The sequence below is a fragment of the Pseudomonas cerasi genome (genome assembly GCF_900074915.1).
Lineage (GTDB): Bacteria > Pseudomonadota > Gammaproteobacteria > Pseudomonadales > Pseudomonadaceae > Aquipseudomonas > Aquipseudomonas cerasi.
In genome coordinates, this window is sequence record NZ_LT222319.1 from 2,005,439 (window position 1) to 2,018,750 (window position 13,312).

Here is a 13,312-nt window from a genome sequence, read left to right on the forward strand (position 1 = left end):
AGTGTCGATTCATCTGGATTACAGCGTTTTGACTGCCTTGCAGGAGGTCATGGAGGACGAATATCCAACTTTGCTGGATGTTTTTCTCAAGGATTCCGAGCAGCGTATCGCGCAGTTGCGTCTGGCTGTCGGGTCGCGCAATCCTGATTTCCAGGAACTGAGCCTTAATGCTCACAGTTTCAAGGGCAGCAGCAGCAACATGGGCGCCTTGCAGCTTTCCGAGCTATGTCGCCAGCTCGAGGAGCAAGCCCGCCAGCAGCAGTTCGCAGGTCTGGCAGAATTGATTGGCACGATCGACAGCGAATACATGACGATTCGCGGGTTGTTCAATTCCGAGCGGCAGCTGTTCGTCAGCTGAGCCCTGATGTCTCCCTCGATTCCCGTTATGGAGATCATTTAAAAATTGGCCCGCATATTGCTAACTACTCTGGTAAGGCGATAACCAGCAGCTGATGCGGAGACCGAAATGCCCCTTGCTACCAATGCGCTTCTTCAGGCCACAACCTCTGTGACCGCCAGGTCCGGTGTGGCCAATAATGCGGTCAAGTCTGCTGACAGCAGCAAGGACGGGGCCTCCAGCTTTTCCAATGTCTATGCAAAGCAGGCGAAAGACACCGTCCCTGCGCGTGACGATACGCCCGTAAAACCAGCTCGCGACAAGACCGCGCCTGACAAGGACAAGGTTGCCGCTGGCAAGGACAAGCCTGCAAGCGATCAGGCGAATGCCGCCGACAAGTCGAGCGTTGCCGATAGCGGCAATGATTTGCCAGCCAAGTCGGCAAGTGCGGATGATGACGCGGCGCATTCCGACTCGAAGCAGGACGATGCGCAGGCCTCTGCCGATCCGGCGCTGACTGAGGGCCAGGCGGTCGTCGATCCGGCCCTTGACCCGGCATTGCAGGCAATGGCCGCACAGGCTCCCGCGGCGCCTGTAGCCAAGGCGCCACCAAGTGCGGAAGTTGTCACCGCACCAGTGGTCTCGGCGCTCACCACCACTCAGGCGGCACCGCCAGTCGTAGCCGAAGACGCCTTCAATCCCGACGCAGATCCTCTGGACGGTCTGGATGCCGTGCAGTTGGCGCTGGAAAACGCCACTGCCAAGACTCAACTGGCTGCGCAGAACTCCCAGGCTGCCAACAAGGCGACGCCGAGCAACGCTGAAGCTGACCCCAATCAGAATATCGTCAATAACCTGTCGGTCCTGAGCGAGCAACTTCCCTCCGAAGGCAGCAGCACTGAAAGCAGTGACAAGTCGTTCAGCGGTTTGATCGGTGAGGGTCTGAAGGATGTCAAAGGCGCCGCCGGCGACACGCGCGTCGACAACTTTGCCGATCGCCTCGCTGCGCTCAGTCAGGCCGCGCAACCGGCACGCGCAGCGGCAGCACCTGCCGCGCCCTTGATGAACCAGCCGTTGGCCATGCATCAAAGCGGCTGGACCGAAGGCATCGTCGATCGCGTCATGTACCTGTCGAGCCAGAATCTCAAGACTGCCGATATCAAGCTGGAACCTGCTGAGCTCGGTCGTCTCGATATTCGTATCAACATGGCGCCTGAGCAGCAGACCCAGGTGACCTTCATGAGCGCCCATATGGGTGTACGTGATGCACTGGAAAGCCAGATGTCGAAGTTGCGTGAGTCGTTCGTGCAGCAGGGGCTTGGCAACGTCGACGTCAATGTTTCCGACCAGTCGCAACAGCAGGCCCAGCAACAGGCTCAGGAGCAGGCCAGCCGTGCCCAGCGCAGCGGTCGTGGCGGTGGCATGAGTTCCAGCGATACCTCCGATGAAATCGCAGGCGTCGATGCAGCCATTCCGGTCAGCCAGCCAGCGGCACGTGTGATCGGCACCAGTGAGATCGATTATTACGCGTGAGGCTCTTGAGTTGCATGGCAGCCGCGACGCGATGTCATGCATTGCATGAACTTGATGGCGCAGAAATGCTTTTTTAACGCGATGGCACAGATGACCCAGATTGCGACGTAAGTGATAGGGCGAAGTCGGGCCGGAAACGGAGTTGCGGGTTTTGCCTACTTTGGCCCCATCAAAGCAGGTCGCCGAGGGGCGAAAAGGTGACTTGAGTCGAACCTCAATCCACCTGAGAACGAAAAACCATTGTGTGACGCGGAGCGTCACGAACTGCATTCCCACGCGGAGCGTGGGGACGATAGTCGTGGCAGCCGCGACACGACGTCATGAACTGCATTCCCACGCGGAGCGTGAGGAACGGTAGTTATTAGCTCCCGAACTGTGCCTTTAGCCAAACTGCCCTAAAGTGCTTTCACAAGAATCACGATCCCTCCGCGCCCAGGCGCGTAACCGTTTGTGTCCAATACATCTCCGCCTCGTACAACTCTGGCATAACACTTGCTCTGCCTCTGTCACGTATTGAAGAACCTCTTGAATAGTGACGGATTATTGGCATGGCGCAGAGCGAAGAAGTTAAAGACCCCGCGACCACAGGCAAAGGTAAAGGCAAACTCAAGCTCATTATCATCGCCGTCGTGGCGCTGCTGCTGGCCGTAGGCTTGTCGGTGGGCGCGACCTGGTTCCTCATGCACAAGAGCGAAAGCAAGGAAGATCCAGCGGCGGCCGCAGCGGCAGCCAACGTCAAGCCAGTGGCGGTGTTCGAACCGATGACCCCGGCCTTTGTGGTCAACTTCAACGCCAATGGCCGCCAACGCTACATGCAGGTGAGCATCACCATGCTGGGCCGTAACGCCGCCGACATGGAAGCGCTGAAGGTCCACATGCCATTGATCCGCAACAATCTGGTCATGCTGTTTGCAGCCATTCCCTTCGAATCGCTGGCTTCGCCGATCGGCCAGGAAATGCTGCGTCAGAAAGCGACCGCCAGCATTCAGGAAGTCGCGCAGAAAGAACTCGGCAAGACTGTGATCGAACAGCTGCTCTTCACTAACTTCGTATTGCAGTAGGACTCTCACATGGCCGTGCAAGACCTGCTCTCCCAGGACGAGATCGATGCGCTGCTGCATGGCGTCGACGATGGGATGGTCCAGACTGACAACAACAGCGAACCTGGCAGTGTCAAAAGTTACGACCTGACCAGCCAGGACCGGATCGTCCGCGGACGCATGCCGACGCTGGAAATGATCAACGAGCGCTTCGCCCGCTACACACGTATCAGCATGTTCAACCTGCTGCGCCGCTCGGCGGACGTGGCGGTGGGCGGTGTTCAGGTCATGAAGTTCGGTGAGTACGTGCATTCCCTGTACGTGCCGACCAGCCTCAATCTGGCCAAGATCAAGCCGCTGCGTGGCACCGCGCTGTTCATTCTCGACGCCAAGCTGGTGTTCAAGTTGGTGGATAACTTTTTCGGCGGTGACGGTCGTCACGCCAAGATCGAAGGCCGAGAGTTCACGCCAACCGAACTGCGTGTCGTGCGCATGGTGCTGGATCAGGCGTTTGTCGACCTCAAGGAGGCCTGGCAGGCGATCATGGAAGTCAATTTCGAGTACATCAACTCGGAAGTGAACCCGGCCATGGCCAACATCGTCGGGCCGAGCGAGGCTGTAGTGATCTCCACCTTCCACATCGAACTCGATGGCGGTGGCGGCGATCTGCACGTGACCATGCCGTACTCGATGATCGAGCCGATCCGCGAAATGCTCGACGCCGGTTTCCAGTCCGATCTGGACGACCAGGACGAGCGCTGGGTCAACGCGCTCAAGGAAGACGTGCTGGACGTCAACGTTCCGCTCACCACGACCATCGCCCAGCGCCAGTTGCCATTGCGGGACATCCTGCACATGCGCCCTGGTGATGTGATCCCTGTGGAACTGGGCGATTCGCTGGTCTTGCGTGCCAATGGCGTACCTTCGTTCAAGGTCAAGCTTGGCTCGCACAAGGGCAAGATGGCCCTGCAAGTAATCGAACCCATAGCGCGACGCTGACCAGTCTGGTCAACGTCGGAAATTGTTGCGTAACTGAAATACTGCGTGCAGAGGACAACCGATGGCTGATGAAAACGATACGATGTCTGCTGAAGATCAGGCATTGGCGGATGAGTGGGCTGCTGCATTGGGCGAAGCTGGCGACAGCCAGGCTGATATCGATGCGCTGCTGGCTGCGGATGCCGGAAATTCGGGTAGCCGGATGGCGATGGAAGAGTTTGGCAGCGTGCCGAAAAGCACCGGTCCGGTTTCTCTGGATGGTCCCAACCTGGATGTGATTCTCGACATTCCGGTGTCGATCTCCATGGAAGTGGGCAGTACCGACATCAACATCCGCAACCTGCTGCAGCTCAACCAGGGCTCGGTGATCGAACTGGATCGTCTGGCAGGCGAACCCCTTGATGTGCTGGTCAACGGCACACTGATCGCGCATGGCGAGGTGGTGGTGGTCAATGAAAAGTTCGGCATCCGTCTGACCGACGTGATCAGCCCGAGCGAACGCATCAAGAAGCTGCGCTAAGTGAGGCGCTGGCTGAGTGTTCTGCTGACCCTGCCATCGCTGGCCTGGGCCGCCGAACCCGCCGTTCAGGCGGCGCCTGCACAAGTGGCCAATACGGTCTCCGGCGGTATGGGCGGGCAGGTGGTGCAACTGCTGTTCGGTCTGATCCTGGTGATTGGCCTGATTTTCGTACTCGCGTGGCTGATGCGCCGGGTGCAGCGCGTCGGGCCGAACAGCAATCAGGTGATCGAGCTGGTGAGCTCGCGCGCGCTGGGGCCGCGTGATCGGCTGGTGCTGGTGCAGATCGGCAATGAACAAGTGCTGCTGGGCATTACGCCCGGGCGAATCACGCCTTTGCATGTGCTCAAGGAGCCCGTGCAGGTGCCGGTGCGCGAGCAGGCTACCCCTGAATTCGCTCAGCGCCTGATGGAGCTGATGGGTAAGGATAAGGACAAGAAGTAATGGGCGCCTTGCGTTTCCTGATACTGCTGTTGCTGGTGATGGTGACGCCCGCTGCGCTGGCGGCCGATCCGCTGTCGATCCAGGCGATCACGCTGTCCAATGGTGCCGATGGTCAGCAGGAGTATTCGGTCAGTCTGCAGATTCTGCTGATCATGACCGCGCTGAGCTTCATTCCGGCGTTCGTCATGTTGATGACCAGCTTCACGCGGATCATCATCGTCTTCTCGATTCTGCGTCAGGCCCTCGGCTTGCAGCAGACGCCGTCGAACCAGATCCTCACCGGCATGGCGTTGTTTCTGACCATGTTCATCATGGCGCCGGTATTCGACCGGGTGAATCAGGATGCCTTGCAGCCTTATCTGGCCGAGAAGCTTTCGGCGCAGGATGCGGTGGCCAAGGCGCAAGTGCCGATCAAGGACTTCATGCTGGCCCAGACGCGCACCAGCGACCTCGAGCTGTTCATGCGCCTGTCCAAGCGCACCGACATCCCGACCCCGGATGCCGCGCCGTTGACCATTCTGGTTCCGGCGTTCGTGATTTCGGAGCTCAAGACAGCGTTTCAGATCGGCTTCATGATCTTCATTCCGTTTCTGATCATCGATCTGGTGGTGGCCAGTGTGCTGATGGCGATGGGTATGATGATGCTGTCGCCGCTGATCATTTCTCTGCCGTTCAAGATCATGCTGTTTGTGCTGGTGGACGGCTGGGCGCTGATTGTCGGCACCCTGGCCGGCAGTTTTGGTGGCGTATGAGCCGTTTCACTGAGGAGTCTGCCCGATGACGCCGGAAGTAGCCGTCGATCTGTTCCGCGAGGCGCTGTGGCTGACCACTGTGCTGGTTGCGATTCTTGTTGTGCCAAGCCTGTTGTGCGGTCTGCTGGTGGCAATGTTTCAGGCGGCCACGCAGATCAACGAACAGACCCTGAGCTTCCTGCCGCGCCTGCTGGTGATGCTCGTCACCCTCATCGTCATCGGCCCGTGGCTGTTGAAAATATTCATGGAATACATGCTGTCGTTGTACACCAGTATTCCGACCCTGATCGGCTAGCATCGCATGCAGCCGATGCTCGCGCTGACCGATACCCAGATCAGTACCTGGGTAGCCAGCTTCATGTTGCCGCTGTTTCGCATCATCGCGTTGCTGATGACCATGCCGATCATCGGCACCACGCTGGTCCCGCGTCGGGTGCGCATGTACCTCGCCGTGGCGATCACCGTGGTGGTCGCGCCTGCGCTGCCAGCCATGCCGCCCGTGCAGGCGCTCGACCTGAGCGCGCTATTGCTGATCGGCGAACAGATCATCATCGGCGCCGGGATGGGCCTGTCGCTCCAGTTGTTCTTCCATATCTTTGTGGTCGCCGGGCAGATCATCTCGACGCAGATGGGGATGGGCTTTGCCTCGATGGTCGACCCTACCAACGGTGTCTCCTCCGCCACCATTGGCCAGTTCTTCACGATGCTGGTCACCCTGTTGTTCCTGGCCATGAACGGTCATCTGGTGGTGCTGGAAATCCTCGTCGAGAGCTTTACCACGATGCCGGTCGGCAGTGGTTTGCTGGTCAATAACTTTTGGGAGCTGGCCAACGGGTTGGGCTGGGTACTGGCTTCGGGTCTGCGGCTGGTGTTGCCTGCGATTACCGCGCTGCTGATCATCAACATCGCTTTTGGCGTCATGACCCGTGCCGCGCCGCAACTCAACATCTTTTCCATCGGTTTCCCGCTCACGCTGGTGTTGGGCATGGTCATTCTGTGGATGACCATGGGCGACATTCTCAATCAGTATCAACCGATCGCTACGCAGGCCTTGCAGGCGTTGCGCGACATGGTGAGGGCTCGTTGAATGGCAGAAAACGAGAATGGCCAGGACAAGACAGAAGACCCCACGGAAAAAAAGGTCAAGGACTCACGGGCTGACGGCCAGATCGCTCGCTCCAAGGAACTGACCACGCTGGTGGTGATGCTGATGGGGGCGGGCGGGCTGTTGATGTTCGGCTCCGATATCGCCCTGATGATGTCCGAGCTGATGCGTGACAACTTCACGATATCCCGCGAAACCCTGATGGATCAGTCCTACATGGGCAAGGCGCTGCTCAGTTCCGGGATGCACGCGCTGGTCGTGGTTCTGCCATTTCTGATCGCCATGCTGGTTGCCGCACTGGTGGGGCCGATCATGCTCGGCGGCTGGCTGTTCGCCACCAAATCATTGATGCCCAAGTTCAGCCGCATGAATCCGGCAGCAGGGCTCAAACGCATGTTTTCGCCGCATGCGCTGGTCGAATTGCTCAAGTCTTTCGGCAAATTCCTGATCACTCTGGCGGTTGCGCTGGTGGTCCTGAACAATGAGCGCAAGGACCTGGTCGCGATTGCCCACGAGCCGCTTGAGCAGGCCATGATTCACAGCCTGATGGTGGTGGGCTGGAGCAGTTTCTGGATGGCGTGTGGCCTGATATTCATCGCGGCGGCGGACGTGCCGTTCGTGTTGTATGAGGCGCACAAGAAGCTGCTGATGACCAAGCAGGAGGTGCGCGACGAGCACAAGAACAGCGAGGGCAGCCCGGAGGTCAAGCAACGTATTCGCCAGTTGCAGCGTGAAATGTCCCAGCGACGCATGATGGCCTCCGTCCCTGAGGCTGACGTGATCATTACCAACCCGACACACTTCGCCGTCGCCCTCAAATACGATCCCGAGCAGGGCGGGGCACCGATGTTGCTGGCCAAGGGTACTGATCTGGTGGCGCTGAAAATTCGCGAAATCGGCGCGCATAACGAGATCCTGATTCTGGAATCTGCGGCACTGGCGCGTTCCATTTACTACAGCACCGAACTCGATCAGGAAATTCCCGCCGGCCTGTATCTGGCCGTCGCCCAGGTGCTGGCCTACGTCTATCAGATCCGCCAGTTTCGTGCCGGTCAGGGCAAGCGCCCCGACCCTCTGGGCGACATCAAAATCCCTCCCGACCTGCAGCGCGACGCGTAGTCCGGTCCCCTCTCGCGACGTTCGGGCATCAATCTGAAAGGCCCTGGTTTCAGAAGCTCCGCGTCCGCTCTTGCACAGGCAAACGAGAAGATTTTTCTGACTGCGCTCAGCGCACTGGATTTACGTGACTTCTGTGTCTAAAGCCTTACTGCCACTGGCTTTGTAAAAGTTGGACAGCTTTTTGCAACAGGGTCGATACAGGGCGCCATCGGCGTCAATGTTTTGATCTAGTGCGCAGGTAACGAATCAGTGGATCGCTCTCAATTACTCAGTAGCGCACGCAGCAATATCACAGGCCTGGGCCGTGGTCAGTTGGGCGTTCCGTTGTTGTTGCTGGTCATGATGGCAATGATGATGTTGCCTATGCCGCCATTCCTGCTGGACGTGTTCTTCACGTTCAACATCGCACTGTCCATCGTCGTGCTGCTGGTGTGTGTGTACGCCCTGCGGCCGCTGGACTTCTCGGTATTTCCGACCATTCTGCTTGTCGCCACGTTGCTGCGTCTGGCGCTGAACGTCGCTTCCACTCGGGTGGTCATGCTTCACGGGCAGGACGGCCACGCCGCTGCGGGCAAGGTGATTCAGGCCTTCGGTGAAGTGGTGATCGGTGGTAACTATGTCGTTGGTATCGTGGTGTTCGCGATTCTGATGATCATCAACTTCGTGGTAATCACCAAGGGTGCCGGCCGTATTTCCGAGGTGAGCGCGCGCTTCACCCTCGACGCGATGCCCGGCAAACAGATGGCGATCGACGCCGACCTCAACGCCGGCCTCATCGATCAGCCGGAAGCCAAGCGCCGCCGTGCCGAAGTCGCCCAGGAAGCCGAGTTCTACGGTTCCATGGACGGTGCCAGTAAATTCGTGCGCGGCGATGCGATCGCCGGTCTGCTGATTCTGTTCATCAACCTGATTGGCGGCATGCTGGTCGGTATCCTGCAACACAACATGACCTTCGCCGACGCAGGCCGCGTTTACACCCTGCTGACCATCGGTGACGGTTTGGTGGCGCAATTGCCATCACTGCTGCTGTCCACCGCCGCCGCGATCATGGTGACCCGTGCTTCCGGTTCGGAAGAGATGGGCAAGCTCATCAATCGTCAGATGTTCGCTTCGCCCAAGGCGCTGGCGGTTTCCGCTGCGGTCATGATCGTGATGGGGCTGGTGCCGGGCATGCCGCACTTCTCCTTCATCAGCCTCGGCCTGGTGGCTGCAGGCGGCGCGTATCTGCTCTGGAAGAAAGAAAATCAGGTGAAAGTCGAGGCGCTGGCCGAAGTGCAGCGTCAACAGGACCTGCTGCCTTCGCCGACCCGCGTTCAGGACGCCAAGGAACTGGGTTGGGATGACGTGACGCCCATCGATATCATCGGCCTGGAAGTGGGCTACCGCCTGATTCCGCTGGTGGATCGCAACCAGGGCGGTCAGCTGCTGGCGCGTATCAAGGGCGTGCGCAAGAAGCTCTCGCAAGAGCTCGGCTTCCTGATGCCCACCGTGCACATTCGCGACAACCTCGATCTGGCGCCCAGCGCCTATCGTCTGACGCTGATGGGCGTGATTCTGGCCGAGGCCGAGATCTACCCGGATCGCGAACTGGCGATCAACCCCGGTCAAGTGTTCGGCACCCTGAACGGCATTACCGCCAGAGACCCGGCGTTTGGTCTGGAAGCCGTGTGGATCGAAATCAGCCAGCGCAGTCAGGCGCAGTCGCTGGGGTACACCGTCGTCGATGCCAGTACTGTAGTGGCAACCCACTTGAACCAGATTCTCTACAAGCATTCGCATGAGCTGATCGGCCACGAGGAAGTCCAGCAACTGATGCAATTGCTGGCCAAAAGCTCGCCCAAGCTGGCTGAAGAGCTGGTGCCTGGCGTGCTGTCGCTGTCTTCGCTGCTCAATGTGCTTCAGGCGTTGCTGGCTGAACACGTACCTGTGCGGGACATTCGCAGCATTGCAGAGGCTATCGCCAACAACGCCGGGAAGAGTCAAGATACCGCCGCTTTGGTGGCCGCAGTGCGAGTGGGTCTGAGCCGCGCAATCGTCCAAAGCATTGTAGGCGTTGAGCCGGAGCTGCCTGTTATCACTCTGGAACCAAGGTTGGAACAGATATTGCTCAATAGTTTGCAGAAGGCTGGTCAGGGTCAGGAAGAAGGCGTTCTTCTTGAGCCAAGCATGGCTGAGAAGCTCCAGCGTTCGTTGATTGAGGCCGCCCAGCGTCAGGAGATGCAAGGGTTGCCGGTAATTCTTCTGGTAGCAGGGCCTGTCCGGGCGATGCTGTCACGATTTGGACGATTGGCTGTACCGAACATGCATGTTCTGGCGTATCAGGAAATTCCGGACAACAAGCAAGTAACCATCGTAGCGACTGTCGGGCCAAACGGCTGAGGTAGTGAGTCATGCAAGTTAAGCGATTTTTCGCCGCCGATATGCGTCAAGCCATGAAGCTGGTTCGCGATGAGCTGGGCGCTGAAGCGGCCATCATCGGTAACCGGCGCATTGCTGGTGGCGTAGAGCTGACTGCTGCTCTGGATTACAAGCTGTCCGCCCTGGCACCGCGTGTGCCGAACATGGAGCTGGAAGACGAGCTGCGCAAGACTCAGTCGCGCATCGTCTCCGCCCAGGCCGAATTGAACAACCGCAGCGACAGCGACGCATCGGTCAACCTGCAGCTGTTTTCCGGCAAGCCGGTCAACCCTGCCGATACGCACATCGAACCGACGCTCGAAGAGCCGCCGCGCCCATTCGCGTACGCACCGCCACAGGCCGCCGAGCCTGCCGTTGGCCAGCGCGCCTATGACTCGATGCGCTCCGAATTGAACGGCCTGCGCGAGCTGCTGGAAGTCCAGCTCGGCTCGCTGGCCTGGAACCAGTTGCAGGGCAGTCGTCCGCAGCAGGCCAATCTGTGGCGTCGCCTGCAACGTGTCGGCTTGTCCGGCCCGCTGTCACGCGATCTGCTGTCGATGATCCCGGAGATCGACGAGCCTCGTCAGGCCTGGCGCATGCTGCTGGCTCATCTGGCACGCATGATCGCCGTGCCGGAAGTCGAGCCGCTCGAAGAGGGCGGCGTGATTGCAATGGTCGGTCCTGCCGGCATGGGCAAGACCACCACCCTGGCCAAACTGGCAGCACGTTACGTGTTGAAGTACGGCCCGCAGAATATCGCACTGGTCAGCATGGACAGTTTCCGTATCGGCGCGCAGGAGCAGCTCAAGACCCTTGGGCGCATCCTCAACGTGCCGGTCACCCATGTCGATCCTGGCCAGTCTCTGGTTCAGGCGCTGGAACCGCTGCTGCGCAAGCGCGTGGTGCTGATTGACACCGCCGGGCTGCAGGCCAGTGATCCTGCGCTGCGCATGCAGCTGGAAAGCCTCGCGGGTCGCGGCATCAAGTCGCGCAACTATCTGGTGCTGGCAACCACCAGCCAGAAGCAGGTGCTGACAGCCGCGTATCACAGTTACAAGCGTTGTGGCCTGGCCGGATGCATTCTGACCAAGCTTGATGAAACAGCCAGCCTCGGTGAAGTCCTGAGCCTGGCGATCAGTCACGAATTACCTGTGGCCTATCTCACGGACGGACCACGCATTCCTGATGACCTGCATATTCCGCGTCGTCATCAGCTGGTAAGCCGCGCGGTGAGTGTGCAGATGCAGGATGAGCCTAGCGAGGAAGCAATGGCTGATATGTTTGCTGACCTCTATCACACCCCTGGCAAGAGAGTGGGTTAAGTGATGGATATTATTGGAATGTCCCTGCGTCAACGGTCTGCCATGCAGTGTTCATACGCGAACGTGCAGCCCTCGATGTGGTTTCGGTCTACGCAAGACAAGGTAAAGAAATAACATGGGCAGCATGCATCCCGTACAGGTTATCGCGGTGACCGGTGGCAAAGGTGGCGTCGGTAAGACTAACGTGTCAGTGAACCTTTCACTGGCCCTTGCCGAGCTTGGCCGTCGCGTCATGCTGCTGGACGCCGATCTGGGTCTGGCCAATGTCGACGTGCTGCTCGGGTTGACGCCCAAGCGCACGCTTGCCGATGTCATCGAGGGGCGTTGTGAGTTACGCGACGTGCTGTTGCAGGGGCCGGGCGGGGTTCGAATCGTACCCGCTGCTTCCGGCACCCAGAGCATGGTGCATCTGTCGCCCGCCCAGCATGCCGGCCTGATCCAGGCGTTCAGCGAGATTGGTGACAACCTCGATGTGCTGGTGATCGACACGGCTGCCGGTATCGGCGAGTCGGTGGTCAGCTTCGTGCGCGCCGCTCAGGAAGTGCTGCTGGTGGTGTGCGACGAGCCCACGTCGATCACCGATGCCTACGCCCTGATCAAACTGCTTAACCGCGATTACGGCATGAACCGCTTCCGGGTGCTGGCCAACATGGCACAGAGCCCGCAGGAAGGGCGCAACCTGTTCGCCAAGCTGACCAAAGTGACGGATCGTTTTCTCGATGTTGCGCTGCAGTATGTAGGTGCCGTGCCGTACGACGAGTGCGTACGCAAGGCGGTACAGAAACAGCGCGCCGTCTACGAAGCATTCCCGCGTTCCAAATGTGCACTGGCCTTCAAGGCCATTGCCCAGAAGGTTGATACCTGGCCGTTGCCAGCCAACCCGCGGGGTCATCTCGAGTTCTTCGTTGAGCGACTCGTTCACCAGACCAGTGCAGGGCCTGTGCAATGACTGCGAGCGGCTACCAGATGTACAGCAAGGCTTCCCGTAATTCACAATACGAGTTGATCGAGCGCTATGCGCCACTGGTCAAGCGTATCGCTTATCATCTGCTGGCGCGCTTGCCGGCCAGTGTGCAGGTCGAGGATCTGATCCAGGCCGGCATGATCGGCCTGCTTGAAGTCTCCACCAAGTATGATTCCACCAAGGGTGCGAGTTTCGAGACCTATGCCGGCATTCGCATCCGGGGTGCGATGCTCGATGAGGTGCGCAAGGGGGACTGGGCGCCACGCTCGGTACACCGTAATACGCGTATGGTCAGTGACGCAATTCGGGCAATTGAAGCTAAAACCGGCCGTGACGCTAAAGATCACGAGGTTGCGGCCGAACTCCAGTTGAGTCTCGATGATTACTACGGGATTTTGAATGACACCTTGGGCAGCCGCCTCTTCAGTTTCGACGACCTGCTGCAGGACGGCGATCATGAAGGGCTGCACGAGGATGGCGCAAGCGGATCGCTTGAGCCGTCGCGCGACCTGGAAGACGAGCGCTTCCAGGCTGCGTTGGCCGATGCAATTGCCAATCTGCCAGAGCGCGAGCGTCTGGTGTTGGCGCTGTACTACGACGAAGAGCTGAACCTCAAGGAAATCGGAGAGGTTCTCGGGGTCAGCGAATCGCGGGTCAGTCAGTTACACAGCCAGTGCGCAGCTCGTTTGCGAGGGCGTTTGGGGGAGTGGCGAGCGCGTTGACAGGCAATGTGCGGTCTATGGCCGCGCGTTGACTGCAAGCCGGCTGTGCAGAGCGTTACGT

14 protein-coding genes are annotated in these 13,312 nt (G+C 59.2%); all 14 read left to right on the forward strand.

Annotated features, from left to right (window positions below):
• Position 1 precedes the first annotated feature (1 nt).
• The 14 genes from PCPL58_RS11680 (at position 2) to fliA (ending at position 13,251) form a co-directional block, all read left to right on the forward strand.
• Positions 2 to 358 carry an Hpt domain-containing protein gene (locus PCPL58_RS11680; RefSeq protein WP_003370135.1) on the forward strand — a complete coding sequence of 119 codons (357 nt, stop codon included), beginning with the start codon at positions 2 to 4 and terminating at the stop codon, positions 356 to 358.
• A gap of 108 nt (positions 359 to 466) precedes the next feature.
• The gene (locus tag PCPL58_RS11685; RefSeq protein ID WP_065349456.1) at positions 467 to 1,870 is read left to right on the forward strand and encodes a flagellar hook-length control protein FliK; all 1,404 of its coding nucleotides are present in this window, start codon (positions 467 to 469) and stop codon (positions 1,868 to 1,870) included.
• 548 nt (positions 1,871 to 2,418) lie between these two features.
• A complete protein-coding gene (gene fliL, locus PCPL58_RS11690) occupies positions 2,419 to 2,931 on the forward strand; it encodes a flagellar basal body-associated protein FliL (protein ID WP_003370139.1) in 513 nt (170 codons plus the stop codon).
• A 9-nt stretch (positions 2,932 to 2,940) separates the two neighbouring features.
• The gene (gene fliM, locus PCPL58_RS11695) at positions 2,941 to 3,909 is read left to right on the forward strand and encodes a flagellar motor switch protein FliM (RefSeq protein ID WP_003412410.1); all 969 of its coding nucleotides are present in this window, start codon (positions 2,941 to 2,943) and stop codon (positions 3,907 to 3,909) included.
• 61 nt (positions 3,910 to 3,970) lie between these two features.
• On the forward strand, positions 3,971 to 4,429 hold the full coding sequence (gene fliN / locus PCPL58_RS11700) for a flagellar motor switch protein FliN (RefSeq protein WP_003370145.1): 459 nt from the start codon (positions 3,971 to 3,973) through the stop codon (positions 4,427 to 4,429).
• Positions 4,430 to 4,870, forward strand: coding sequence for a flagellar biosynthetic protein FliO (fliO, locus tag PCPL58_RS11705; RefSeq protein WP_003436111.1), 441 nt, complete (start codon positions 4,430 to 4,432; stop codon positions 4,868 to 4,870).
• A complete protein-coding gene (fliP, locus tag PCPL58_RS11710; protein ID WP_003370151.1) occupies positions 4,870 to 5,622 on the forward strand; it encodes a flagellar type III secretion system pore protein FliP in 753 nt (250 codons plus the stop codon). The genes fliO and fliP overlap by 1 nt, the downstream gene beginning before the upstream one ends.
• 25 nt (positions 5,623 to 5,647) lie before the next feature.
• Positions 5,648 to 5,917 carry a flagellar biosynthetic protein FliQ gene (locus PCPL58_RS11715; RefSeq protein WP_002554277.1) on the forward strand — a complete coding sequence of 90 codons (270 nt, stop codon included), beginning with the start codon at positions 5,648 to 5,650 and terminating at the stop codon, positions 5,915 to 5,917.
• A gap of 6 nt (positions 5,918 to 5,923) precedes the next feature.
• Positions 5,924 to 6,709: a flagellar biosynthetic protein FliR gene (gene fliR, locus PCPL58_RS11720; protein WP_032609911.1), complete on the forward strand. Its 786-nt coding sequence runs from the start codon at positions 5,924 to 5,926 to the stop codon at positions 6,707 to 6,709.
• Entirely contained in the window at positions 6,710 to 7,846 is a 1,137-nt protein-coding gene (gene flhB, locus PCPL58_RS11725; protein ID WP_046719191.1) for a flagellar biosynthesis protein FlhB, read from the forward strand.
• 249 nt (positions 7,847 to 8,095) lie between these two features.
• Positions 8,096 to 10,225, forward strand: a complete 2,130-nt coding sequence (flhA, locus tag PCPL58_RS11730) for a flagellar biosynthesis protein FlhA (RefSeq protein ID WP_003436113.1) — start codon at positions 8,096 to 8,098, stop codon at positions 10,223 to 10,225.
• An 11-nt stretch (positions 10,226 to 10,236) separates the two neighbouring features.
• Complete coding sequence (gene flhF, locus PCPL58_RS11735) at positions 10,237 to 11,565, forward strand: flagellar biosynthesis protein FlhF (RefSeq protein WP_003436114.1); 1,329 nt, start codon at positions 10,237 to 10,239, stop codon at positions 11,563 to 11,565.
• Positions 11,566 to 11,680: 115 nt separating this feature from the next.
• Complete coding sequence (fleN, locus tag PCPL58_RS11740; protein WP_003412391.1) at positions 11,681 to 12,514, forward strand: flagellar synthesis regulator FleN; 834 nt, start codon at positions 11,681 to 11,683, stop codon at positions 12,512 to 12,514.
• The gene (gene fliA, locus PCPL58_RS11745) at positions 12,511 to 13,251 is read left to right on the forward strand and encodes an RNA polymerase sigma factor FliA (protein WP_002554271.1); all 741 of its coding nucleotides are present in this window, start codon (positions 12,511 to 12,513) and stop codon (positions 13,249 to 13,251) included. The genes fleN and fliA overlap by 4 nt, the downstream gene beginning before the upstream one ends.
• The last annotated feature ends 61 nt before the right edge of the window (positions 13,252 to 13,312 follow it).

Bases quoted from the DNA above. Each gene is read 5' to 3' on its own strand.
- PCPL58_RS11685 (WP_065349456.1), top strand. From the start codon at position 467: ATGCCCCTTGCTACCAATGCGCTTCTTCAGGCCACAACCTCTGTGACC.
- fliN (WP_003370145.1), top strand. From the start codon at position 3,971: ATGGCTGATGAAAACGATACGATGTCTGCTGAAGATCAGGCATTGGCG.
- fliR (WP_032609911.1), top strand. From the start codon at position 5,924: ATGCAGCCGATGCTCGCGCTGACCGATACCCAGATCAGTACCTGGGTA.
- fliL (WP_003370139.1), top strand. From the start codon at position 2,419: ATGGCGCAGAGCGAAGAAGTTAAAGACCCCGCGACCACAGGCAAAGGT.
- flhF (WP_003436114.1), top strand. From the start codon at position 10,237: ATGCAAGTTAAGCGATTTTTCGCCGCCGATATGCGTCAAGCCATGAAG.
- flhB (WP_046719191.1), top strand. From the start codon at position 6,710: ATGGCAGAAAACGAGAATGGCCAGGACAAGACAGAAGACCCCACGGAA.
- fleN (WP_003412391.1), top strand. From the start codon at position 11,681: ATGGGCAGCATGCATCCCGTACAGGTTATCGCGGTGACCGGTGGCAAA.
- PCPL58_RS11715 (WP_002554277.1), top strand. From the start codon at position 5,648: ATGACGCCGGAAGTAGCCGTCGATCTGTTCCGCGAGGCGCTGTGGCTG.
- fliA (WP_002554271.1), top strand. From the start codon at position 12,511: ATGACTGCGAGCGGCTACCAGATGTACAGCAAGGCTTCCCGTAATTCA.
- fliP (WP_003370151.1), top strand. From the start codon at position 4,870: ATGGGCGCCTTGCGTTTCCTGATACTGCTGTTGCTGGTGATGGTGACG.
- fliM (WP_003412410.1), top strand. From the start codon at position 2,941: ATGGCCGTGCAAGACCTGCTCTCCCAGGACGAGATCGATGCGCTGCTG.